23 protein-coding genes and 1 riboswitch are annotated in these 23,022 nt (G+C 68.8%); of the genes, 8 read left to right on the forward strand and 15 right to left on the reverse strand.

What is annotated here, in order from left to right; all coding sequences use genetic code 11:
- Positions 1 to 2 precede the first annotated feature (2 nt).
- Positions 3 to 296, forward strand: coding sequence for a hypothetical protein (locus tag OG558_RS04005; RefSeq protein ID WP_405069000.1), 294 nt, complete (start codon positions 3 to 5; stop codon positions 294 to 296).
- Here the strand turns inward: OG558_RS04005 and OG558_RS04010 are convergent.
- Both OG558_RS04010 and OG558_RS04015 read right to left on the reverse strand, forming a co-directional pair.
- Positions 272 to 1,174, reverse strand: coding sequence for a hypothetical protein (locus tag OG558_RS04010; protein ID WP_405069002.1), 903 nt, complete (start codon positions 1,172 to 1,174; stop codon positions 272 to 274). The genes OG558_RS04005 and OG558_RS04010 overlap by 25 nt on opposite strands.
- A 171-nt stretch (positions 1,175 to 1,345) precedes the next feature.
- Positions 1,346 to 2,161: an SAM-dependent methyltransferase gene (locus OG558_RS04015; RefSeq protein WP_405069003.1), complete on the reverse strand. Its 816-nt coding sequence runs from the start codon at positions 2,159 to 2,161 to the stop codon at positions 1,346 to 1,348.
- A gap of 252 nt (positions 2,162 to 2,413) precedes the next feature.
- On the opposite strand from OG558_RS04015, the gene OG558_RS04020 reads away from it, so the two are divergent.
- Positions 2,414 to 2,956: a dihydrofolate reductase family protein gene (locus OG558_RS04020; protein ID WP_405069004.1), complete on the forward strand. Its 543-nt coding sequence runs from the start codon at positions 2,414 to 2,416 to the stop codon at positions 2,954 to 2,956.
- Here OG558_RS04020 and OG558_RS04025 read toward each other — a convergent pair.
- Complete coding sequence (locus OG558_RS04025; protein WP_329481671.1) at positions 2,953 to 3,249, reverse strand: hypothetical protein; 297 nt, start codon at positions 3,247 to 3,249, stop codon at positions 2,953 to 2,955. The genes OG558_RS04020 and OG558_RS04025 overlap by 4 nt on opposite strands.
- Before the next feature lie 60 nt (positions 3,250 to 3,309).
- On the opposite strand from OG558_RS04025, the gene OG558_RS04030 reads away from it, so the two are divergent.
- Complete coding sequence (locus OG558_RS04030) at positions 3,310 to 3,837, forward strand: GNAT family N-acetyltransferase (protein ID WP_405069005.1); 528 nt, start codon at positions 3,310 to 3,312, stop codon at positions 3,835 to 3,837.
- Here OG558_RS04030 and OG558_RS04035 read toward each other — a convergent pair.
- Positions 3,830 to 4,597 carry a class I SAM-dependent methyltransferase gene (locus OG558_RS04035; RefSeq protein WP_405069006.1) on the reverse strand — a complete coding sequence of 256 codons (768 nt, stop codon included), beginning with the start codon at positions 4,595 to 4,597 and terminating at the stop codon, positions 3,830 to 3,832. The genes OG558_RS04030 and OG558_RS04035 overlap by 8 nt on opposite strands.
- Positions 4,594 to 5,535, reverse strand: coding sequence for an SDR family oxidoreductase (locus tag OG558_RS04040; protein WP_405069007.1), 942 nt, complete (start codon positions 5,533 to 5,535; stop codon positions 4,594 to 4,596). The genes OG558_RS04035 and OG558_RS04040 overlap by 4 nt, the downstream gene beginning before the upstream one ends.
- 98 nt (positions 5,536 to 5,633) lie before the next feature.
- On the opposite strand from OG558_RS04040, the gene OG558_RS04045 reads away from it, so the two are divergent.
- Positions 5,634 to 6,308 carry a TetR family transcriptional regulator gene (locus OG558_RS04045; protein WP_405069008.1) on the forward strand — a complete coding sequence of 225 codons (675 nt, stop codon included), beginning with the start codon at positions 5,634 to 5,636 and terminating at the stop codon, positions 6,306 to 6,308.
- Between the two features lie 82 nt (positions 6,309 to 6,390).
- Here the strand turns inward: OG558_RS04045 and OG558_RS04050 are convergent, their stop codons facing one another.
- From OG558_RS04050 to OG558_RS04080, 7 genes are all read right to left on the reverse strand, one after another.
- Positions 6,391 to 7,242, reverse strand: a complete 852-nt coding sequence (locus OG558_RS04050) for an HAD family acid phosphatase (protein WP_405069009.1) — start codon at positions 7,240 to 7,242, stop codon at positions 6,391 to 6,393.
- 1,008 nt (positions 7,243 to 8,250) lie between these two features.
- The gene (locus OG558_RS04055) at positions 8,251 to 8,727 is read right to left on the reverse strand and encodes a GNAT family N-acetyltransferase (RefSeq protein WP_405069010.1); all 477 of its coding nucleotides are present in this window, start codon (positions 8,725 to 8,727) and stop codon (positions 8,251 to 8,253) included.
- 30 nt (positions 8,728 to 8,757) lie between these two features.
- Positions 8,758 to 9,117, reverse strand: coding sequence for a DoxX family protein (locus OG558_RS04060; RefSeq protein WP_405069011.1), 360 nt, complete (start codon positions 9,115 to 9,117; stop codon positions 8,758 to 8,760).
- A 1-nt stretch (position 9,118) separates the two neighbouring features.
- Complete coding sequence (sigJ, locus tag OG558_RS04065) at positions 9,119 to 9,970, reverse strand: RNA polymerase sigma factor SigJ (RefSeq protein WP_405069012.1); 852 nt, start codon at positions 9,968 to 9,970, stop codon at positions 9,119 to 9,121.
- A 54-nt stretch (positions 9,971 to 10,024) separates the two neighbouring features.
- A complete protein-coding gene (gene metH, locus OG558_RS04070; protein ID WP_405069013.1) occupies positions 10,025 to 13,630 on the reverse strand; it encodes a methionine synthase in 3,606 nt (1,201 codons plus the stop codon).
- 22 nt (positions 13,631 to 13,652) lie between these two features.
- A riboswitch (S-adenosyl-L-homocysteine riboswitch) is annotated at positions 13,653 to 13,730 on the reverse strand.
- Positions 13,731 to 13,811: 81 nt separating this feature from the next.
- Complete coding sequence (locus OG558_RS04075) at positions 13,812 to 14,345, reverse strand: TetR family transcriptional regulator (protein ID WP_405069014.1); 534 nt, start codon at positions 14,343 to 14,345, stop codon at positions 13,812 to 13,814.
- Positions 14,342 to 15,754: an MFS transporter gene (locus OG558_RS04080; protein ID WP_405069015.1), complete on the reverse strand. Its 1,413-nt coding sequence runs from the start codon at positions 15,752 to 15,754 to the stop codon at positions 14,342 to 14,344. The genes OG558_RS04075 and OG558_RS04080 overlap by 4 nt, the downstream gene beginning before the upstream one ends.
- Before the next feature lie 138 nt (positions 15,755 to 15,892).
- Here OG558_RS04080 and OG558_RS04085 point away from each other — a divergent pair, with 138 nt between their 5' ends.
- Positions 15,893 to 16,804 carry an NAD-dependent epimerase/dehydratase family protein gene (locus OG558_RS04085; RefSeq protein WP_405069016.1) on the forward strand — a complete coding sequence of 304 codons (912 nt, stop codon included), beginning with the start codon at positions 15,893 to 15,895 and terminating at the stop codon, positions 16,802 to 16,804.
- A gap of 114 nt (positions 16,805 to 16,918) precedes the next feature.
- Here the strand turns inward: OG558_RS04085 and OG558_RS04090 are convergent, their stop codons facing one another.
- Both OG558_RS04090 and OG558_RS04095 read right to left on the reverse strand, forming a co-directional pair.
- On the reverse strand, positions 16,919 to 18,658 hold the full coding sequence (locus tag OG558_RS04090; RefSeq protein WP_405069017.1) for a trypsin-like peptidase domain-containing protein: 1,740 nt from the start codon (positions 18,656 to 18,658) through the stop codon (positions 16,919 to 16,921).
- A 123-nt stretch (positions 18,659 to 18,781) separates the two neighbouring features.
- A complete protein-coding gene (locus tag OG558_RS04095) occupies positions 18,782 to 19,339 on the reverse strand; it encodes a TetR family transcriptional regulator (protein WP_405069018.1) in 558 nt (185 codons plus the stop codon).
- A gap of 97 nt (positions 19,340 to 19,436) precedes the next feature.
- On the opposite strand from OG558_RS04095, the gene OG558_RS04100 reads away from it, so the two are divergent.
- The 3 genes from OG558_RS04100 to OG558_RS04110 are packed head-to-tail and all read left to right on the forward strand — an operon-like array spanning position 19,437 to position 21,909.
- Positions 19,437 to 20,267: an oxidoreductase gene (locus OG558_RS04100; RefSeq protein ID WP_405069019.1), complete on the forward strand. Its 831-nt coding sequence runs from the start codon at positions 19,437 to 19,439 to the stop codon at positions 20,265 to 20,267.
- A gap of 27 nt (positions 20,268 to 20,294) precedes the next feature.
- Positions 20,295 to 21,269 (forward strand): alpha/beta fold hydrolase, encoded by a 975-nt coding sequence (locus tag OG558_RS04105; RefSeq protein WP_405069020.1) that lies wholly within the window; start codon positions 20,295 to 20,297, stop codon positions 21,267 to 21,269.
- Positions 21,262 to 21,909: a TetR/AcrR family transcriptional regulator C-terminal domain-containing protein gene (locus tag OG558_RS04110; RefSeq protein WP_405069021.1), complete on the forward strand. Its 648-nt coding sequence runs from the start codon at positions 21,262 to 21,264 to the stop codon at positions 21,907 to 21,909. The genes OG558_RS04105 and OG558_RS04110 overlap by 8 nt, the downstream gene beginning before the upstream one ends.
- Here the strand turns inward: OG558_RS04110 and OG558_RS04115 are convergent.
- The gene (locus tag OG558_RS04115; RefSeq protein WP_405069022.1) at positions 21,872 to 23,005 is read right to left on the reverse strand and encodes an epoxide hydrolase family protein; all 1,134 of its coding nucleotides are present in this window, start codon (positions 23,003 to 23,005) and stop codon (positions 21,872 to 21,874) included. The genes OG558_RS04110 and OG558_RS04115 overlap by 38 nt on opposite strands.
- Positions 23,006 to 23,022: the final 17 nt, after the last annotated feature.

Consider the following 23,022-nt stretch of genomic DNA (forward strand, 5'->3'; position numbering starts at 1 on the left):
TCATGCAGTGGATCGCAGTCGCCACCCCGCCGTTCGCGGCGATCGAACAGTTCGACCAGGTCATGGAGCAGCTCGGCGCCGACGAACCGGCCGGCCTGCAGGCCAGGTACGTCGGCAGCACCGGCGACGGACTCCGGGTCGTCACGCTCTGGGAGTCCAAGGAGCACGCCGACCGGTTCTTCGCCGACCGCCTCGGACCGGCCTTCGCCAAGGTCCTCGGCCCCGAACCGGCTGGCCGCCCCGAGATCGTCGGTATCGCGGTGGCGCGCTCCTACACCCGCCAGCCGGTGGGCTGACCGTTCAGGTACGGAGCGAGCAACTCGGCCAGCTGGGGGGTGGCCGGCCGGGTGGTCAGGTGGCGGGCGATTCCAGCGAGGAGGTCCGCCACCTGCACGCGCGGGTCGGCCTTCGAGTCGACCTGCGTGAGCGTGAGCAGGGGCGGTGGTGCCGGGAACACCGCGTCGGCGAGGTACGTGCGCAATCGCGCCACCCGATGTCGCGTCAGCGCACTCTGCTCGTCGTGCACCACGGCGACCGACCGTTGTCCGGCACTCCAGAACAGCGCGGTCTCGGCGAGCGCGGGCACCAACGGCTCGAGCGGCGGCGGGATCGTCCGATCGTCGTTGATCAGCCGCAGCATCACGCCTTCCACCCGAGCACGCGTCACCTCACGCAAGGCGGGCACATCGGACGGCATCGTGGCGAAGAACCGGTCAACAGCGGCGTGGTCGATCAGCCGCAACCGCTTCGTCCGCGTCAGGTCGACGAACGCGGCCAGGAAGCCGGTCCGGTGCTGCAGGGCGAGCACGCCATCGCAGTGTTCCCGGGCCAGGCTCGTGCCATCGCCGTACGACGGTTCGCCGGTGAACAACTCGAGGACCCGGGCGGCGACGTACCGGGTCTTGTCGATGACGTGGACGTGCGCATGCCCGCGCAGAGTGGTGAGGAACCACTCGAGTTCGGCTCGCTGCGCGGGTCGCAGCAACTGGTTGGACTTGTACTCGGTGCGGTGGCGGAGCCGTGGTCGCAGGATGGCGACCAGGTCGGCGGCTGCGGGGATGGCGAGATCGACACTGGCGTGGGTGATCACGGGCGAGGCGGGATCCAGGAGGTTGGTCCCGGAGAATCCGGACTCGTCACACGCGATCTCGACCCACGACGACAGATTGGTCATGAGGAACGAACTCCAAGGCTGAGGAACTGCACGCTGCGGGGCCCGTCGTCGCGACGGGCATGATCAGGCGAGCCCGGAGACATCAGGCCGGGCGCGATCAGTGAGCGGCAGCAGCCTTGGCAGACATACGACCCATCATCGGCCGCGGACGGCCGGATCACCAGTGGTTTGTCAGGGCTTGCGGGCGAGTGCCACCAGCAGCAACTGGGCCGCACCGGTGGGACTGAGGTGCTGATCAGCGCCCGGCCACCAGACGGCCAGGTCGACCAGCCCGGGCTTGTCCAGGTCGAGGCCGGCAATGAACCCGGCGATCTCGTGCCGGGTCCGGAACATCACCTGCGGGAAGGCTTCCCGCACCTTGTCCTCGACCGCCGTCGAGAACTCGGCCAGCCGGCTGCCGTCGCGCGGGTTCAGCGGGTGGCTGAGCGCCAGGTACGACCCGGACGGTACGGCGGCCAGGTACTCCGCGATCACGCGCTCGATCCGATCGGTGTCCGGGATCGCATGCAGCACGAGTCCGAGGATGATCCCGACCGGGCGGTTCAGGTCGAGCGCCGCGGTGACGACCGGGTGCCCGAGGACGGCGGCCGGATCGGTCAGGTCGGCACCGGCGAAGAAGCTGGTGCGATCGTCGGCGAGCAGCGCCTGGCCGTGCGAGATCGCGGTCGGGTCGTTGTCGACGTACACGACGGTAGCCAGCGGGTCCGCCTCGGCGGCGATCTCGTGGGTGTTCCGCCGGGTCGGCAGCCCGGCGCCGAGGTCGAGGAACTGGCCGATGCCGCCGTCGGTGATCATCCGGCCGACCACCTCGGCCAGCCAACGCCGGTTCTCCCGGGCCAGCTCCGGCGCCTCGGGCGCGATCTTGACCAGCTCCTGGAACAGTTGGCGTTCCACCTCGAAGTTGTTCTTGCCGCCGAGGAACAGGTCGTACAACCGGGCCTGGGACGGCTGCTCGAGGTCGATCATCGCGTGCTCCGGCTCCGGCATCGCCCCGATCCACCTCGATTTCCGTATCCGAAAAGGCCGATTGCCGGGAAGGCTACCGCCAGCACGGACCGCAGTCGCACCGGGGCTCGTGATGCGAACGCTCAGGCCATCACAATCACGCCACCACTTCGTCCGCACGCGGCGGCACGGGCTTGGATCCGCAGTCGTGATGGCCTGGCGGTCCGCGATGAGTTCTCTCGGGCTCGCTCGTCTCAACGAAGGACACCCGGACGAGCGAGTCGGGAGGACTCGATGGCGAAGGTTCTGTATTCGGTGACGATGTCGGTGGACGGTTTCATCACCGGACCGGACGGTGACATGCAGTGGATGCGCCCGTACCTCGGGCCCGATCCGGAGGTCGAGCAACTCCTCCCCCGGATCGGGTCTGTCCTGGCCGGCCGCCGTTCCCACGACGGCGACGATCCGCACAAGGGCGAGGCCGGCGAAGGGCAGGCGTTCGGAGGTGGGTGGAGCGGGCCGCTGTTCGTGCTCACCCACCGCCCGCCGGACACTCCCGAGCCCGGCATCACGTACGTCGACGAGTTCGCGAACGCACTCGCAGTCGCCAAGGAGGCAGCCGGCGACAAGTACGTCAACGTGATCGGCGCCAACGTCGCCAAACAGTGCATCGAGGCCGGCGAACTGGACGAGGTCCTACTGCTCTTCGCCCCGGTCATGCTCGGCGACGGCACCCGCCTCTTCGACCACCCCGGCGGCCACTCCGTCCGCCTCGACCGCCTGAGCGTGACACAGACCCCGCTCGCCACCCACCTCTGGTTCAAGGTCGCGGATTAGAAGTCGGCGGCGGTCGAGTGCATCACCGCGCGGACCTCGACGGATCGCCCGACTGTCCGGGCGTCCGGCAGCAATCGCGCGAGCTCGACCGCCCGCTCGCGACTCTCCACGTCGATCAGGTAGTAGGCGTCGATGGGCGTAGGAGCAGCCCGATCGGGCACGTGGACGGCCAGCTGCGGATCCGCGAGTACCTCACCACCGACCAGTTCGCCGGTGTCGCAGGCGATCCGCTCGAAGTCGTCGCGGCCCGGGCACGGCTCGCCCTCGCCCTGCAGGATCAGTAGGTATTTCATCGGTTCACCCCTCTCACTGACAGGTCGGAGTCGAGGCCCTGGTTTTGACATGATGGCTTGATGTTCGTGCGCACCGAACGGCTGACTCTGCGCCGCTTCACCGCCGCCGACGCGGAGGCGTTCGCGGCCTACCGGTCGGATCCCGACATCGCCCGGTACCAGTCGTGGGACGCCCCGCTGCCGCTGTCCGAGGCGGTGCAGAAGGTTGAAGAGTTCGCCCAGGGCGACCCGGCCGCGCCCGGCTGGTTCCAGTACGCCGTCGACCTGGACGGCGTACTGATCGGGGATCTCGGCCTCAACCTGGACGAGAACCTCATGCAGGCCGAGCTCGGCTTCACGCTCGCATCGGCGTTCCAGGGCAGGGGCTATGCGACCGAGGCCGTCCGCGGGTTGCTCGACGACGTCTTCATCGAGCGGAAGCTGCACCGGGTCTCCGCCGAGTGCGACGCCCGCAACACCGCGTCGGCCCAGCTGCTCGAACGGGTCGGCTTCAAGCAGGAAGGGCTGCGGCTGTCCAACAGCTGGTTCAAGGGCGAGTGGACCGACGACCTGCTCTTCGGTCTGCTGCGCAGCGACTACCTCAGCTGACCGCCTTCGCGGCCCACGCCTTCGCCTTCAACCGGATCGTCCCATCCGCTTCGATCGGCAGCCGCGAACGCACTGCTTCCCGCAACGCCAGCTGGTCCGACTCGTCCAAGGCACGCAGGTAGGCCGGCGCGACTCCCTGCCCACCCAGGAACGGCTGCCAATAGTCCTCGAACGACGCAAACTCCGTCGGTACGACGATCTCGCGCAGGTCGACCGTGGTGAACCCGGCCTCGCTGAACAGTCCGTCCAGACCCTGCGCCGTACAGAACGCGAACCGGAGACCCTCGTCCTGCTCGCGATCCTGCGGCCGGACCTCGATCATCGCGTCGAAGAAGTACCGCATCAGCTCCATGCCGTCCGAGTAGTCCCAGACGTAGACCGCGACCGCCGACCCGATCTCTCGCATCCGGTGGAGTGCCTCGACCCGCGCGGGGATGAAGTTGAGCACGAGCCCGGCGACGACCGCGTCGTACGGGCCGTCGGGGAGTTCGGCCGCCGATCGGACCTCGAAGCTCGCCCGTTCGTCGGTGACGGTCTTCCGCGCGTACTCGACGAAGCCGGCCGACGGGTCGACCCCGAGCACCGACGCGGGATCCGCCGTACGCAGGATCGTGCTGGTCAGAGCGCCCGTACCGCATCCGACGTCAAGCCAACGCAGGCCGGTGGGCTGATCCAGCCAGGCCACGAACTCAGCCGCCACCAACCGGCTCCACCGGCCCACGTAGGACTCGTAGATCTCCCCGCTCGACCATTCGCTCATTTGCGCAGGATAGGACCGGATGCGGGAAGTGAGACACCCGTCAGGTCCTCGGCGACCGACCACAGGCGGGCGTTGGTCTCCGGGTCCAATGCGTTCTTCGGGGCCCTGACCAGCGTGGTGGGGCCCACCAGGCCGAGGCGGCCAGACGGGCCGTAGTACGCGCCGGGCTGGGCATCCGGGCTGGTCGCCGCGAACAGCAGCGGCTCGGTGCCGACCTCCACGCCCTGTGTCGGGAGCGGGTTGAACCGCAGGCTCCAGTGGGTGAGATGCGACGGACGCTCCCGGCCGAGCGAGGCGCCGGCGGTCTGCAGGTTCGTACGGGTGAAACCGGGGTGTGCGGCGACGCTGAGCAGGCCCCAACTGCGGTCGGCGGAGAGCTTGGCCAGCTGGTTGCTCATCATCAGGTCGGCGAGCTTCGACTGCGAGTACGCCGCCATCCGGCGATACCGGCGCTGCCACTGCAGATCGTCGAAGTGGATCCGGCCGAAGTTCGCGGCACCGCTGGCCATCGTCGCGATCCGCGGCGCGGGCGCGGCGAGGACGAGCGGCAGCAACCGCACGGTGAGCGCGAATGGGCCGAGGAAGTTCGAACCGAACTGCAGCTCGAAGCCGTCCTTCGTGGTGATCCGGGTCGGCGGGTGCATGACGCCGGCGTTGTTCACGAGCAGGTCGACGTGCGGCTCGTCCGCGGCCAGCCCGTCGGCGAACTCCTGCACCGATGCCAGGTCGGCGAGGTCGATCCGGCGTACCTCGAGCAGGGCGTCGGGGTGCTCGGCCAGGATCTCGGCCCGGGCAGCCTCTCCCTTGGCAGGAGTCCGGACCGCCATGATCACGCGCGCGCCGGCGGCGGCGAGGCGCTTGGTGGCCTCTTTGCCGGTGCCGCTGTTGGCGCCGGTGACGACGGCGAGCTTGCCGGTCTGGTCGGAGACGTCGTACATGGTCTGCTCCTCGTAAAAGACTGATGGTCTGTTATGTCCTCGACGGTATCAGACCGCCGGTTTGATAACAACAGACCGCCGGTCTGTAGAATGTGAGCGTGACGACATTCCAGCGCGCGCGGAGCGCGGAGCAGCGGGCGGTCCGGCGGCGGGCGATCCTCGAGACGGCCGCGGCCATGCTGACCGAGATGCCGGTAGCGGACGTCAGCCTGAACGAGCTGAGCCGCCGCGTCGGACTGGCGAAGTCGAATGTGCTGAACTACTTCGAGTCCCGCGAGGCGGTCCTGCTGGAGCTCTCGAGCACGGAGCTCACGGCCTGGGTGGAGGACCTGGCGGCCGCGCTCGCCGGCGTCGCACCGACGGCGCCGGTCGACGAGCGGGCGGAGCGGCTGGTGTCGGCCGTGGTCAGCACGCTGGCCGCGCGACCGGTGTTGTGCGATGTGATCAGCGCACAGGCGTCGGTGCTCGAGCGGAACATCTCGACCGAGACCGCGCTGGCCTTCAAGCGGGCGGCCGCGATCGCTTTCGAGCGGATGATCGAGGTGGTCGTCGGGGCGCTACCGGAGCTCGGCGCGGAGGGATCGGGCCGCTTCATCGCCGCCGCGAGCATGCTGGCGGGCGCGATCTGGACCCACTCCCATCCCGTCCCGGCCGTCGTCGCGGCCTACGAGGCGGACCTCTCGCTCGGCACGATCCGGATGGAGTTCGAGCCGGCCCTGCGCGACAACCTCTGGCTCCTCCTCCGCGGTGCGCTCCCCCGGCTCACGCAGTGATGGTCATCCGCCGAGTCGTGGATTCGGGTCGGGTTTGGCTGGGCGCCGACCACGATCCACGACTCGGTGGACGATCCAGCAGTTACGGCAGGTAGTAGTTCGGGTTCGGGAGCTTGAAGGTGCGGTCGGCGAAGCCGCCCTTGAGGTCGGAGAACTGGTCGCCGAAGTTCGCGACGATGTCGTAGCCGAGCGACTCGATGTGCGCGCGGGTGGCCGACTTGTAGTGGATCGTCGTACAGGAGCCGTTCGGGTCCGCGGCGCACGCCTTCTTCAGGTAGTCCGGGTAGTCGGCGACGGCCGGCTTGGTGAACAGGCCGTCCTCACCGTTCCGCAGCGCGGTCGGCTTCGGGTAGCCGGCGTCGACGCCGATACCGTCCTCGGTCAGGTTGCCGAGGGTCGCCTGCTCCTGCGCGGCACCGCGGCCGGTCAGGAAGAAGATCGCATAACCCTCGCGCTCGGCGGTCTTCACCAGGTCGACCATGCCCGGCACGGCGGGGAACCTCTGGTTCAGCACGAAGTCCGCGTTGGTCGTGGGGTTGAACGCCCAGTTGCTGGCGATCTCGTAGTTCCACGTGGCCAGCGAGGTGTCGTCGACGTCCAGCAGGATCGCCTTGGTCTCCTCGGTGTGGTGCGGCGCGGAGATCCAGCGCTTCCCCGCGGCAGCGACCGAGCTGGCCTCCTTGGCGTAGTTGCTGTCCGGCGCGAACGTGCCGCTGCCGAGCGGGTCGCCGTAGTAGTTGCGCAACTGCTGGCGCAACACGTCGATGTTGGTGACCTGCTTCTCACTCCGCGGCGTCGACGTCTGAATCGCCGGCTGCGGAGACGCGGCCCCGGCCGAGTACGCGACTCCGCCGACAACCGACGCCATCGCGACGGCCGCGACGCCGGTCAGAACCAGCCGACGGGACGGCCGGCGCCAGGAACGGATGACCATGGTGACCTCTCCAAGAACGGGAAACGTGCAAAAGCAAACTAACCCGGTCCCGCCGGATCACCCCGACCCGCGCAACAAATCCAGGGGAATCCTCCGCACGACGCCACGCCAGTTGACAGCCGGCTCTCCTGTCGTCTCCGTGGGTGTCCCCGGGGACCAACCCCACCCCAACCGACACCACCGCGCCAGTCCCGGTCGCTGGTAGCCGCCACCTGGCCGCCCAACTGCCCCGCCCGGCTGCCCGACAGTCCCGCCTCGCTACCCCGCGCGGCTGCCTCGGTCGGTCACTTTGTGCACCAGATCCGTACGGCGTCAGCCCTCGAGGTACGGAACTGGTGCACAAAGTCGATCTCTCCTGTGGCCGACACCAGTTGGGCCAGGCCAGGCTCGAGTCCGCGGTGCTGACACACTCACCAAGCAGACGCGGTCCTGCCCGGCCACGCCCCGATCCCGGGCCGGCGGTGAGCCGACGGTGGGGTTGGCGAGTGTCTCAGGTCCGCACCCGCACCGATCCACGCAACCGCGGCGGCGACACCGCCAAGACTGGGCAGCCGCCGCGACGCCACACCAGCCCGGACAACCCCTCGGCTCGGGGTTTCCCCTCGGGCACCCACGAGGAAGCCGGCATGCGTTCGGATATCCGGTCCACCGTCCGGGACGCCAACGCGGTGGTCCTGCGCGAGCACGCGCTCGGCCGGCGGGCACCGTTTGCTGGGCCGGGGCGCGGACACCAGGTTGGGGCCTGGGACAACTCATGGCCTGTCCCAGGGCCCGACGCCTTGTCCCAGCTCCCTGCTCCGGCCCGAAATCCACGCCCCCGTACGCCGCCGCCCACCGCCGACCACCAGTTGCCGACGAGCCGATTCCTGATGGCCACCGCCGCCGGCCGGTGCCGGCTGGTGGTGGTTGTCGTTCCGCCCGGGTTTGCGCACCAGTCGAGCGTCGCGGCGGCGCCCACGATCCGTTAGACCGCGCAGCTTTGTCCGTAGATCGCGGCAGCACGATCCGTTAGACCGGCTTCACGTAGCGGTGGCACGGGACGGGCAAGGTGCCGGTGTCGGCGTTCGCCGGATAGTCGAACGGGCCGGTGTCGGTCCAGCCGCTGCGCTCGTAGAACCGGCGGGCCCGGGCGTTGCCGGTGGCGACGGCGAGCCACGCCTCGCTGTGTCCGTTGGCTTTCACCTGCCGCTCGGCTTCGCCGAGTAGCGTCCCGGCTACTCCGGATCCGCGGTGATCGCGCGACACGTACACCTGCTCGACCTCCTCCCCCACCACCATCACGAAACCGGCGACCTCGTCGCCGACGACCGCGACCGTGGTGTCGGCGATCCGGTTCGCCGCCCGGGTCCAGAAGGACTCCTCGGTCCGGATCGCGACCAGCTCGTCCGGCACGTGACCAAGGTGCCCATCGCCCCACCCGGCGTACCAGATCGCGGCGACGGCATCGACGTCAGCGGCAACCGCGGGCCGCATGTTCACAGTCATGCAGTCAGGGTAAGCAGGATGGCCCCGCCGTCAGGCAGTCAGGCTGACCACGAGCGAGGCGCACGCCATGGTTAGGAAGAAGACCGCGAGGAAGAACTGCGCGGTGTATTCCCCAGCACGCACATGCGTGTACAACGCGCAGACGAAGAAGAGCACCAACCCCACCGCGGCCGCGATGATCAGCCCGGGACGCTGCACCAGCAGACCGGCGAAAAGCCCGGCCGCCCCCGCAGTCTTGAGCGTCCCGATCGGAAACGTCAACCACGACTCCGGCACCCCGGCCTTCACCATCCCGGGGAGGATCGGTTGCCAGTGCAGTAAAGCCGCGATCCCGGAGAAGGCGTTCAGGCCAACAGTCACCGCGACAACGACAACAGCGAAGGCAGTCACGTCAGTTCACCGCCACTCGAGCGAGTTTGTCCGGATTCGTGATCGCGAAGATGCCGGTCACCTGGTCACCCTCGACCTCCAGCACGATCACCGCGAACGGCGTGTCCCCCGACAGCAGCAACGCCGACGGATCGCCGTTCACGGCCCGGTACCGGATGCCCAGCGACGGCACCGGCCGCCGCCGCCCGTCGCCCACGATGAGCGGCGCGATCTTGTCCCGCCCCAGCACCGGCCGCAGCCCGGCCGCCCGGGCCTTGCCGCCACCATCGGCCCACAACGTCACGTCCGGCGCGAGCACCTCCATCAACGCGTTCAGATCCCCACCGACCACCGCGTCGATGAACCGCTGCGTCACCTCGAGCCGCACCTGTGGATCCGCGGTGTAGCGCGGCCGCCGGGCCTGCACGTGCTCCTTGGCGCGGTGCGCGAGTTGCCGTACGGCGACCGGCGTACGGTCGACGATCTCCGCGATCTCCGGATGTGCGTAGCCGAAGACCTCGTGCAGGACGAACACCGCCCGCTCCAGCGGCGTCAGCGTCTCCAGCACGACCAGCATCGCCAGCGAAACCGCCTCGGCTCGCTCGACCGGATCGATCGGCGTGACCACGGGCTCCGGCAACCACGGTCCGACGTAGTCCTCCTTCCGCCGGTTGATCGTCGTACGGCGAGCAAGCGCAGCGTTCACCGCGATCCGCACGAGATACGCGCGCGGATTCTCCACACCGGACCGGCCGGACCACGCCAGCCAGGTCTCCTGCAACACATCCTCGGTATCCGCCACCGAACCGAGCACGTTGTAGACGATCGAGAACAACAGCTCCCGATGCGCAACGAACTCCTCGGTCGAATTCACTTCATCGTGTGCCTTCACACGGGGTATGAGCGTTCCGGCCGCGGAAGTGTGACATCACTGCGGGTCGTAGGCCAGGTTCGGTCGTAACCAGCGCTCGACGTCCTGGACGGACATGCCTCGGCGTACGGCGTAGTCCTCGATCTGATCGCGGCCGAGGCGGCCGACACTGAAGTACCGGGCGGCCGGGCTGGCGAAGATCAGACCGCTGACGGCCGCGGCCGGCGTCATCGCGAACGACTCGGTCAGGCCCAGGCCGAGCTTGTCCGCCTCAAGGAGGTCGAACAGCTCCTGCTTCTCGGAGTGATCCGGGCTGGCCGGGTACCCGAGCGCGGGCCGGATCCCACGGAAGCGCTCCGCGTGCAGATCGGCCAGCAAGGGCTCAGCGTCCGGCTCGAACCACGCCCGCCGCGCCTCCAGGTGGATCCACTCGGCGAAGGCTTCGGCCAGCCGGTCGGCCAGCGCCTTCACCATGATCGCCCGGTAGTCGTCGTTGCGTTCCTCGTACGACGCGGCCAGCGTCTCGGCACCGTGGATCGCGACGCCGAACCCACCGAGGTGGTCACCCGACGGCGCGACGTAGTCGGCCAGGCAGCGGTTGTGCCGTCCGGCCGGCTTCTCGGTCTGCTGCCGCAGCATCGGGAACGACACGTCCAGCCCGTCCAGCAGGATGTCGTCACCCTCGCTGTGCGCCGGCCAGAACCCGTACACGCCCTCGGCCGTGAAGGAGCCGTTGGCAATGATCTCGTCGAGCAGGGTGTTCGCGTCGTCGAACAGTTCGCGCGCGACCGGCTGGTCCAGGATCGCCGGGTACTTGCCCTTCAGCTCCCAGGCCAGGAACAGGAACTGCCAGTCGATCATCGCCCGCAACGTCTCGATGCTCGGCGTCACCCGGCGCAGCCCCGTGAACGCGGGCACCGGGAGTTCGCCGTACTCGACCGGTTCGGCGTTGGCCCGGGCTTCGGCGATCGTCAGCAGCGGGCTGCGCTGCTTGTTGGCGTGCTGTTCGCGCAACCGCTCCTGGTCAATGCTGTTGCTCTTGGCAAGCGCTTCGGCACGGTCCTCGTCGAGCAGGTCGGACACCACGCCGACCACCCGGGACGCGTCCAGCACGTGCACGGTCGTCCGCTCGTACGCCGGGGCGATCCGGACGGCGGTGTGTTGTTTCGACGTGGTCGCGCCGCCGATCAGCAGCGGGAGTTTGAGCCCGCGCCGCTGCATTTCGGTGGCCACGGCAACCATCTCGTCCAGCGACGGCGTGATCAGCCCGGACAGGCCGACCACGTCCGCGCCCTCGGCCACCGCGGTGTCCAGGATCCTTGCCGCCGGCACCATCACGCCGAGGTCGATCACCTCGTAGTTGTTGCAGCCGAGCACCACGCCGACGATGTTCTTGCCGATGTCGTGGACGTCGCCCTTGACCGTGGCCAGCACGACCTTGCCCTGGCCGCGCACCATCTCGGCGCGTCCCTCACGCCGGGCCTGCTCCTTCTCCGCCTCCATGAACGGCTCCAGGTAGGCGACCGAGCGCTTCATCACACGAGCGCTCTTCACCACCTGTGGAAGGAACATCTTGCCGGCGCCGAAGAGGTCGCCGACGATCTTCATCCCGTCCATCAAGGGGCCCTCGATCACCTCGAGCGGCCGCTTCCGGGTCAGCCGGGCCTCCTCGGTGTCGGCCTCGATGAAGTCCACGATGCCGTGCACGAGCGCGTGCGAGAGCCGCTCCTCGACGGTGCCCTCGCGCCAGGTCAGGTCGACCTCGCGCTGGGTACCCTTGCCCTTCACGTTCTCGGCGAAGCTGACCAGGCGGTCGGTGGCGTCGTCGCGCCGGTCGAAGATGACGTCTTCGACGAGCTCCAGCAGGTCCGCCGGGATGTCCTGGTAGACCGCGAGCTGGCCGGCGTTGACGATGCCCATGTCCAGGCCGGCCTTGCCGGCGTGGTACAGGAAGGCCGAGTGCATCGCCTCCCGAACCACGTCGTTGCCGCGGAACGAGAAGGACAGGTTCGAGATACCGCCGCTGAGGTGGACGCCCGGGCAGCGGGCCTTGATCAACGGCAAGGCGTCGATGAAGTTCTTGGCGTAGCCGTTGTGCTCGGACATGCCGGTGGCGACGGCGAGCACGTTCGGGTCGAAGATGATGTCCCCGGGCGGGAAGCCGATCTTCTGCGTGAGCAGGTCGTAGGCCCGGCCGCAGATCGCCACCTTGCGCTCGACCGTGTCGGCCTGGCCTTGCTCGTCGAACGCCATCACCACCGCGCCCGCGCCGTAGTCGCGGATCCGCCGGGCGCGCTCGAGGAATTCCTCCTCGCCCTCCTTCAGGCTGATCGAGTTGACCACGCCCTTGCCCTGCACGCATTTCAGCCCGGCCTCCAGCACCGACCACTTCGAGCTGTCGATCATGATCGGGATCCGGGCCACCTCGGGCTCGGTCGCGATCAGGTTCAGGAAGGTCGTCATCGCCTGCTCGCTGTCCAGCAGGTCGGCGTCCATGTTCACGTCCAGCAGGTTCGCGCCGCCGCGCACCTGCTCCAGCGCCACGTCGACCGCGGCCTGGTGGTTGTCCCCCTCGATCAACCGGCGGAACTTGGCCGACCCGGTCACATTGGTCCGCTCACCGATCATCACAAACCCGGTGTCCGGGGCGATCTTGAACGGCTCCAGGCCGGAGAACCTGGTGGTGTGATCAGTGGGTACGACGGTCCGCGGCGGCAGGTCCTGGACCGCCTGGGCGATCCGGTTGATGTGGGCGGGCGTCGTACCGCAGCAGCCGCCGACGATGTTCACGAGTCCGGACTCGACGAACTCCTCGAGCATCCCGGCCGTCTGCTCCGGCGTCTCGTCGTACCCACCGAAGGCGTTCGGGAGGCCGGCGTTCGGGTGCGAGGCGACGTACGTGTCGGCGAAGCGGGCCAGGTCGGCCACGTGTGGGCGCATCTCGGCGGCGCCGAGGGAACAGTTGACGCCGACAACAAGTGGCTTGGCGTGCTCGATCGAACTCCAGAACGCCTCGACCGTCTGACCCGACAGCGTCCGGCCGCTCAGGTCGACGATGGTCACCGAGATCCACAACGGCAGATGTGGCGCGACCTCGCGGGCCGCGGCGACGGCGGCCTTCGCGTTCAGGGTGTCGAAGATGGTCTCGATCAGGAGGAGGTCGACGCCGCCCTCGGCCAGCGCTGCGATCTGCTCGGCGTACGCGTCCCGCACCTGCTCGAACGTCACCGCGCGGTACGACGGGTCCTCGACGCGCGGGGACAACGACAGGGTGACGTTGAGCGGGCCGATCGAACCGGCCACGAACCTGCCGCCGACCTCGTCCGCGGCCTGGCGGGCCAGCCGGGCGCCGGCGATGTTCATCTCGCGCACGTAGGCCTGCAGGCCGTAGTCGGCCTGGCCGATGCTGGTCGCGGTGAAGGTGTTCGTGGTGGTGATGTCGGCGCCGGCCGCCAGGTACTGCCGGTGGACGTCGAGGATGACGTCCGGGCGGGTCAGGTTGAGCAGGTCCGGGTCGCCGGTGACTTCGTGGGTGTGGTCGCCGAAGCGGTCGCCGACGTAGTCCTCCGGCGTCAGCTTGGCGCCCTGGAGCATCGTCCCCCACGCACCGTCGAGCACCGCGACCCGCTGATCCAGCAGTTCCCGTAGCGCGGTTTCACTCATCTGCCGTCCCCTCCAGAAAAAGATTCCGGAGGCGCCCTTGCAGTCGGTGCACCAGGTCGAGCGTGGCGGACCTGGGTCCGTTGCAGCGCCTCTCGTCCTGGTTGCCCCATGTTAACGGCGTCACACCTCTGACCAAGCGCGTTGCCCACATACTAAGACGCCTGTTCAACCCGTGGCACGGTCAGTGGATGAGGGCCTGGAGGGCTGGAGCGTAGAGGTCGGCGATCGCGTCCGGGTCGGTGGTGGCGATGGGGCCGGTCTTGCTGACGGAGATGGCGGCGCCGAGGCCGAGGAGCTGGGCGGTGATCAGTTCGGCGCGGAGGCCGGCGTCGGCGCCGGTCAGGCGGGCGGCGAAGGCGCGCGTCACCTGGTCGCGGAAGTGCTCGCGGATCAGCGCGCGTTCGTCGCCGCTGCCGGCCGCGAAGATCACCCGGACGAGCAGGTCCAGCCCGTGGTCGCGACGGTAGTTCACCAGCGTGAGTACGGCGTGCCGCCCGAGCTCCGCGTCCGGCGCGGCGAGCAGGAGCTCGGCGGCCTCACTGAAGTCGGCGACCTGCTCGAACAGCGATTCCTTGCTGCCGAAGTGCTTCACGATCAGGGCCGCGCTGACGTTCGCGTCGGCGGCGATCCCGCGCAGGGTGACCACGTCGTACGGCTGCACGGCGAACGCCCGCCGCGCCGCCCGGAGGATCGCGATCCGCCCCGGGTCCGTCACGTCGTACCGACCTCGACGGGAACCGGCGCGGGCCGCCGGGCCGGGATCAGCAATACCAGGCCGGCCGCCACCACCGCCGCGAGCCCGGCGATGACGAAGACGATCAGGTACGCCGACAACGCGGGCGCGACCTGGCCGGCCCTGCTGATCGTCACACCGGCCAGCACGATCGCGACGATCGTGCTGCAGATCGCGGAGCCGATCGTGCGCATCAGGGTGTTGAGGCCGTTCGCCGCGGCCGTTTCGGTCACCGGCACAGCATGCATGATCAGGGCCGGAAGCGCCGAGTACGCCACCGCGGTTCCAGCCGACACCACGGTTGCCCCGGCCACGATCCCCGCGACATTCCCGCTGGTGAACAGCCGGACGACGTACCCGGCCGCCATCAGCACCGACGCGATCGCCAGCGTGAACCGCGGCCCGCGGGTGGCCGAGATCCGGGCCGACACCGGCGACAGCAGCACCATCGCGACACCACCGGGCAACAGGCACAGGCCGCTCACGACGATCGACTCGCCCAGCCCGTACCCGGTCCACGTCGGCTCCTGCACCAACTGCGCGGTCGACAGCGAGTTGGCGTAGAACGAGAATCCGATCAGCAGCGCGGCCAGGTTGGTGAACAGTACGGCGGGACGCGCCGACACTCGCAGATCGACGAGCGGGCTGGTTGTCCGCAGCTCGTACCAGCCCCACAACGGGACGATGGCCGCGGCAACGACGTACAGCCCGACGATCTCCGCCGTACCCCAGCTGTTGCCCTTCGAGACGGCGAGCAGCAGGCAGATGAGGAACGCACTCAGCCCGACAGCGCCGATGACGTCGAAGCGTCCGCTGGTCCGGACCGCGGACTCGGGCACGATCAGCAGCACCAGGACGATGTCGAGCAGCCCGAGACCGAGGGTGATCCAGAACATCGTGTGCCAGTTCGCGTACTGCACCACGAGCGTCGCGGCCGGGATCCCGAACGCCGCGCCGACGCCGAGGGTCGAGCTCATCATCGCGATCGACGGGATCACCCGGCGCGGCGGCAGCTCGTCGCGCAGGATGCTGATCCCGAGCGGTACGACGGCGACCGCGGCGCCCTGGAACGCGCGGCCGACGATCAGCACCGTCAGATCGTTGCTGCCGGCGCAGAGGAACGACCCGATCACCATCGAGAACAGGGCGATCAACAGGACGCGGCGTTTGCCGTACATGTCGCCGGCTCGTCCGAGCAGGGGCGTGAACACGGCGCCGGTGAGCAACGTCACCGTGATCAGCCAGCTGACGTCGGCGGCCGAGCTGTTGGTGATCCGCGGCAACTCGGGCAGCAGCGGTACGACGATGGTCTGGCTGATCGAGACGAGGACGCCGCAGAAGGCGAGCGCGGCCAGAATCAGGCGTGGATGAGCGGCAGGGCGAAGCGTCAAGCTGGGTTCCTCACACGGTGAACATCTGTTTACTCAGCTCCCAGCGTAAACGAGCGTTCACCCCCGCCGGAAGTGGCCCAGGAAATCGTTCACCAACTGGACCACGATCGTCGTAGGTGAGCTGCCTACCGTGATCCCATGAGGATCTTCGTCGCCGGCGCCACCGGCGTGATCGGCCGCCGTCTCGTTCCCCAATTGGTTGCTCAGGGCCACGAAGTGACCGCGCTCACCCGCCGGGACCACGCGGTCGCGGAGGGCGTCCGGACCGTCGTCGGGGATGTGTACGACGCTGCCGGGTTGCGCGAGGTGGTCGCGGCGGCCCGGCCGGAGGTGGTCTTCCACCAACTGACCGACCTGTCCTCGCAGGACTTCGCCGCCAACAGCCGCATCCGGCGTGAGGGCACCCGCAACCTGATCGACGCGGCGCTCTTCGCCGGCGTGGGCCGCGTGATCTCCCAGAGCATCGCCTGGGCCTACGAGCCGGGTGACGCACCCGCGGTGGAATCAACACCGCTGGACCTGGATGCCGCGGACGACCGCCGCTGCGCATCAGTCCAAGCCGTCGCCGCCCTGGAAGACATCACCGCCGAAGCTCCCGAATGGGTCGTCCTCCGCTACGGCATGCTCTACGGCCCCGACACGTGGTACACGAAGGGCGGCGCGATGGCAGACCTCGCCGCCACCGGCAATCTCCCCACCGGCCCCGATGTCACCAGCTTCCTCCACGTCGACGACGCCGCCTCGGCCGCCGCCGCAGCCCTCCACTGGCCAACCGGCCCAGTCAACATCGTCGACAACACCCCAGCCCCAGCCTCCGAGTGGACTCCAGCCTTCGCCGAGTCCGTCGGCGCACCCGCTCCCACCACCTCCGCCGACCTACCTGGTCCCGCCACGTCCGCCGACGTACCTGCGTCACCCGCCTCGCCGGCGCCGTCCGGGGCCGCTCCCGCCCGAACCCCCTGGGCCCGCGGCGCCTCCAACATCCACGCCCGCACCAACCTCGACTGGACGCCCGCTCACCCAACCTGGCGCAGCGGGTTCTGGTCCTGAACATGGGGATCGGGCCCGGGCACTCCGAGGGGGAGAGAGTGCCGGGCCCGATCGTTCGGTCCGCTCAGCGACGGGAACCGCTGGTGCCAGCAGACCGGGTTCAGTTGTTGCCTGTCAGCGAACCGGTCCAGTGATCAGTTCGATGGTTGCCTTGTGGGTCTGGCCGGACTGGTCGACCCATCCGACCTCGACCTTGTCGCCGGGGTGCTGCTTGTTCAGGAGCGCCGACAGGGCGTCCGGCGAGTCCACGGCGTGACCGTCGAACGAGGTGATCACGTCACCGGCGGTGATGCCGGCGTCGTCCGCCTTGCCGTCCGCGACCACGTCGCCGACCACGGCGCCCGTCGTACCGGGGCTCGTCTCGACCGAGATCCCGAGCATCGCCGAGGCTCCGATGTGCACGGTGTCCGACGCCTTGCCGTTCTCGATCTGCTTGGCGATGTTCAGCGCGTCGTTGATCGGGATCGCATAGCCCTCGGTCGTCGTCCCGCCGCCGTTGCCGGAGCCGTTCCCGTTGCCGGAACCGTTGCCCGATCCGTCGCCGTTGCCGGATCCGTCGCCGAACCCGTTCCCGTTGCCCGATCCGTCGCCGAACCCGTTGCCATTGCCCGATCCGTCGCCGAACCCGTTGCCGTTGCCGGAGCCGTCACCGAAGCCGGAGCCCGGGCCGAAGCCGGGGTTGCCGTCGCCGTTCCCGAACCCGTTGCCGTCCGCCGTCAGGGTCGCCGTGGAGGTGGAGCCGGTGGTGGCGGCGGTCTGGCCGAACTGGCCCTGCCCGCCGTTGTTGCTGGATCCGGCGGTGTCGACGCCGATGACCTCGCCGGACGCGTTCGCCAGCGGACCACCGGAGTCGCCGGCCTGGATGTTCGCGTCGGTCTGGATCAGCCCGGTGAGGTTCTCCGGGTCCTGCCCGCCTTCGTCGGTGGCGGTGATCGCCTGGTTCAGTCCGGTCACCTGACCGGCCGCGAAGCTCGGCGTACCGCCGACGCCACCCGCGTTGCCGATCCCGACCACCTGATCCCCGAGCTTCACCTTGTCCGAGTTACCGGTGTTCGCGGTCTGCAGCCCGGACGCGTCCTTCAGCTTCAGTACGGCGATGTCGTGGGAGCCGTCGTACCCGACCACACTCGCGTTGTACGTCTTCCCGTTGCCGATGTCCGTCACTGTGATCGACGTCGCACCCGCGATCACGTGGTGGTTCGTCAGCACCTCGCCGTCGGAGGTGAGCACGATGCCGGTGCCGGCCGCCCGCGCACCTTGGTACCCGAGCACGGTGTTCACGTCGACCAGGCCGGGCGACACCTTCGCGGCGACCGACGCGGCATCGAACTGCTGCTGCGACAACTGCGAAGTGCTCCCGCCATTGTGCTGACCGATGCCCCAGGCAACCGATCCGGCGACAAGAGCCGCGGCCAGTCCCAGGCCGACAGTCCCGAACAACCGTCGCCGCCCACGCTTGCGCGGAGACTGCTGCGGACCGAACGGGTAGTACTGCTGAGGTCCGCCGTACGGCCCGTACCACGGACCCGCCTGCAGCGCACCGCCGTACTGCACACCACTCTGCTGCTGACCGCCCTGCTGCGGCGCCTGCTGCGGCGCACCCGCCTGCTGCGGACCCGCGTACTGCGGTCCCGCCGGCTGCGCGCCGGACTGCTGCGGGGCCGCTTGCCACGGCCCCTGCTGCGGTGCACCCGCCTGCTGCGGACCCGCGTACTGCGGTCCGGTGGGCTGTGCGCCAGGCTGCTGCGGAGTCGGCTGGGGCACACCACCCTGCTGTGGGCCGGCGTACTGCGGCCCCGTCGGCTGCGCGCCGGATTGGTGTGCGGCGTGCTGCTGGTGTCCTGGATCCTGCACAGGCCCTTGTTCAGCGCCCTGCCGTCCCGTGCTGTCGTTCATTGCGGTTGCCCTCTCAGCCAGTTCCCTCTGCATTCGAGTAGACCTCGCAAGGCTGAGAACTCCATCGAGCCAGCCAATGAATCAGCTGAGAATCTTCCGGACCGCCATCACAACCGCCCGGCGCCGCACGGATTCGTTCGGTACAGCAGCGATGTACTCCGGGTTCATCGACGACCAACTGGTGGCGATCGCCTGGATCAGCGACAGCAGACTGACCGCTGTGAACTCCCGCGGCACCGCCCTCCGCCGCTGACCCCGCTGCAGCTCGTCGAGCCGGCTCTGGTTGACGGCGAGGATCGCTTCCAGCGACTGACCCTCCGGCCGCTCGAGCCGGTACCAGATCGACAGCCGCAGGTGATCGGGATGCGCCTCGAAGTAGTCGAACACCCGCCCCGCGTAAGCCGGCAGGTCTTCGGCGTCGAACCCCACCTCGTCCAGATAGGCGTCCACGGACGCGGTGAACACCGCATCGAACAGCCCGTCCTTGTTGCCGAAGTACGCATAGAGCATCGCCTTGTTGCACTCGGCGACCTCGGCGATCCGGCTCACCCGTGCGCCCGCGATCCCGCGCGCGGCGAACTCCTCGGTGGCGGCGGCGAGGATCCGCGTCCTGGTCCGGTCGGCGTTCCGCTGCTGCATGCCACCAGCTTAGCAACCAACTGGTTGGTTGATTTCCAACCAACCAGTTGGTTACCTTGAAGATGTATCCAACCGTTTGGTTAGTTAGGAATCGATCATGAGCAAGATCTGGCTGATCACCGGCAGTTCCCGTGGGCTCGGCCGCGCCCTCACCGAGGCAGTCCTGGCCGCCGGCGACCGGGTGGTTGCCACCGCACGCAAGCCTGAGCAGCTCGACGACCTGGTCGAGCGGTGGGGCGAACGGGTCCGGGCGATCGCGCTTGACGTCACGGACGCGGGCGCCGCGCGAGCCGCCGTACTGACCGCGCTGGACACGTTCGGCGGGCTTGATGTGGTCGCGAACAACGCCGGCTATGCGAACAGTGCGCCGATCGAGGAGACGACCGACGCTGACTTCCGGGCACAACTGGAGACGAATCTGTTCGGAGTCGTCAACGTCACGAAGGCTGCCCTTCCGGTGTTCCGGGAGCGGCGGGCCGGGCACTTTCTGCAGTTCTCGTCGATCGGTGGGCGGGTTGGTGGGACGCCGGGGATGGGGGCGTATCAGACCGCGAAGTTCGCCGTCGAAGGGTTCTCGGAGGTGCTGAGCAACGAGGTGAAGCCGTTCGGGGTGAAGGTGACGATCGTCGAGCCGGGGGCGTTCCGGACCGACTGGGGTGGTTCGTCGATGACGATCGCCCCGGTGCTCCCGGACTACGACTCGACCGTCGGCGCGATGAACCGCTACCGCCTCGAAACCGACGGCAAGCAACCGGGTGACCCCGCCAGGGCGGCCGCCGCCATCCTCGAGGTCGTCTCCCTGGACGAGCCGCCCCGCCGGCTGTTGCTCGGCAAGGACGCGCTCACCCACGCCGAACGATCCTCCCAGGCCCGTGCCGAAGAAGCCGCCGCGTGGGCTCACTTCAGCACCTCGACCGACTTCTCCTGAGCTCGAACGCATGTCTACACTGTAGATATGATCTACAGTGTAGACAGTCCAGACGTGACGTTGCATGTCGAGCGGACCGGCACGGGGCCGGCTGTCGTCCTCGTGCCCGGCGGGGGTGGTGATGCGGCCATGTACCGGGATCTGGTGCGGGAGCTGGCCCAGCGGTTCACCGTGATCACCTTCGACCGCCGCGGCAACTCCCGAAGCCGCTGGAAGCACCCCCAGGACGGAGGTAGCCCGGGGGCTGCACCCGAGGAGCACCCGAGCGGCGGGCTCGAGGGGCACCCACGGGACGAGCGCCGGCGCGATGGAGCCGAGGAGCACCGGCGGAATCGGCTCGCGGAGCAGGCTCGGGGTGGGTTGGCGGCGCAGGCTCGGGATGTGGTGGCGGTTATGGATGATGCCGGGGTTGGGCGGGCGTTCGTGTTCGGCAACAGTGCCGGGGCGCTCGTCACACTCAGCCTGCTAACCTCGCACACCGATCGGGTCGCCGGCGCGATCGTGCACGAGCCGCCGGTGATCCAGGTCCTGCCGGACGCGGCCGCGCGAGTGGCGTACTTCGACGACCTGGGCCGGATCACCCAGCGGGAGGGCGCACTGCCCGCGATGCTCAAGTTCGCCGCGGGCACGATGGACAAGCCGACCAGGTTGTTCGACGCGAAGATCGGCCGCACGATCGGTGCGGCCGGGGTCAAACTGGCGAAGCGGCTGACCCCCGGCAACGAGATGAACCGGTTGTTCGGCAACGCCGAGCTCTTGATGCGGTCCGAGATGCCCGAGTTCCTCCAGTACCAGCCGGACCTCGCGGCATTGCGGCAAACCGACGTACGTTGGGCCTTCGGCGTGGGCGTGGCCAGCGAGGGCCGGTACTACAGTCGCCCCGCACGGCAGCTCAGCGCCGAGCTCGGCGTACCGTGTCTGGAGTTCCCGGGCGGTCATCTCGGTTATCAGCGGCACGCCGCGGAGTTCGCCCGCCGACTGGAAGAGTTCATCGATGGCTGACCGCACCCCAGCGACGCGGACCGTGCTCAACCGCGGCTACATCGCGACGGTCGCGCTCGAGCTGATCGACCGGATCGGGCTGGCCAAGTTCTCGATGCGCAAGCTCGGTGCCGAGCTCGGTGCGGACCCGATGGCCGCCTACCGGCACTTCACCGACCAGGAGGATCTGTACGACGGCATCGCCGAGCTGCTGTTCGACCGGCTGGACACCGACTCGTTGCCCTGGGCAAAGGGATGGCGAGAGGTCTCGGCGGCGTACTGCGAAAGACTCCGCGACACGTTGCTCGGGCATCCGCACGCCGTCACGCTGTTCGCCTCCCGCCCGGTCCGCTCCCCCGCCGCCATTGCCACCGGCAACCGCATGATCGAGACCCTGACGGAGGATGGCTTCACGCCGGCCGACGCGCTCCGGATCAGCCGATCCCTTCGTGAGTTCACCATCGGCCACGCCATCACCATGGCCGTCCTCACCCTGGGCGCCGACCGCCGCAGCCGCAGGCCGGCGCCCACCGATCCCGCCTACAACCTGCTCGCCGAGGCCGCCGACGGCTCCACACCAGGCGACCACTTCCACGCCGGCCTGCAGGCCATGATGGACGGATTCAGCGCAGGTCGCGGAAGAACTCGCGGACGTCGCTGACCAGCAATTCAGGCTCCTCGAGGGCGGCGAAGTGGCCGCCGTGGTCGACGTCGGTCCAGCGGGTGATGGTGTTGTCCTGTTCGGCGTAGCGGCGGATGCAGACGTCGTGGGCGAAGGCCAGGACCGCGGTCGGCACGCCGGAGTTCTCGAGCCGGGTGCCCCACGGCTCCGTCTGGGCGTAGCCGACGTACGCCGCAGAGCCCGCGGTCCCCGTGAGCCAGTAGATCATCGCGTTGGTGAGCAGCCGATCCTTGCTGATGATTGCTTCCGGCAAGGTTTCGAGGGGGTACGTCCAGGCCCGGAACTTGTCCATGATCCAGGCCAGCTGGCCGACCGGGGAGTCGACCAGGCCGTAGGCCACGGTCTGCGGCCTGGTGGACTGGATCGAGATGTAGCCGAACTCCTTCTGCAGGAATCCGCCGATCCGCGCAATCCGGTCCTGCTCGAGCGGCGTGAGCTCCTCCTCCGGCAACGGAAACGGTGGCAGCGACGGCCCACCGTTGGTGTGGACCCCGACGACCCGGTCCCGAGCAGCGCGCGCCACCGCCGGCGACACGGCCCCACCGATGTCACCACCCTGTACGCCGTACCGCTCGTAGCCGAGCTGATCCATCAACACCGCCCAGACCTGGCCGATCCGCTCCCGGCTCCAACCGCTGTCCGACACCGGCCCGGAGAACCCGAACCCGGGCAGCGACGGGATCACCAGATGGAACGCGTCCGCGGCGCCACCGCCGTGCGCGACCGGATCGGTGAGCGGACCGATCAGATCGAGGAACTCGACGATCGACCCCGGCCACCCATGCGTCAGCACCAGCGGCAAGGCATCCGGCTCCGGTGACTTCACGTGCAGGAAGTGGATCCGCTGACCGTCGATCTCGGTGGTGAACTGCGGATACGCGTTGAGCTCCGCCTCTGCGGCCCGCCAGTCGTACTTGGTCCGCCAGTAGTCGACCAACTCGGCCAGCCAGGAGACCGGTACGCCGGTGTCCCAGTCGTCACCGGGCAGCGGGGCGGGGAGGCGGGTGGCGGCCAGCCTGGCCGCCAGGTCATCGAGGGCGCTCTGCGGGATGTCGATGCTGTAGGGCTTGATCATGTCTCGACTCTTCCACC

Source organism: Kribbella sp. NBC_01510 (assembly GCF_045040325.1).
GTDB lineage: Bacteria > Actinomycetota > Actinomycetes > Propionibacteriales > Kribbellaceae > Kribbella.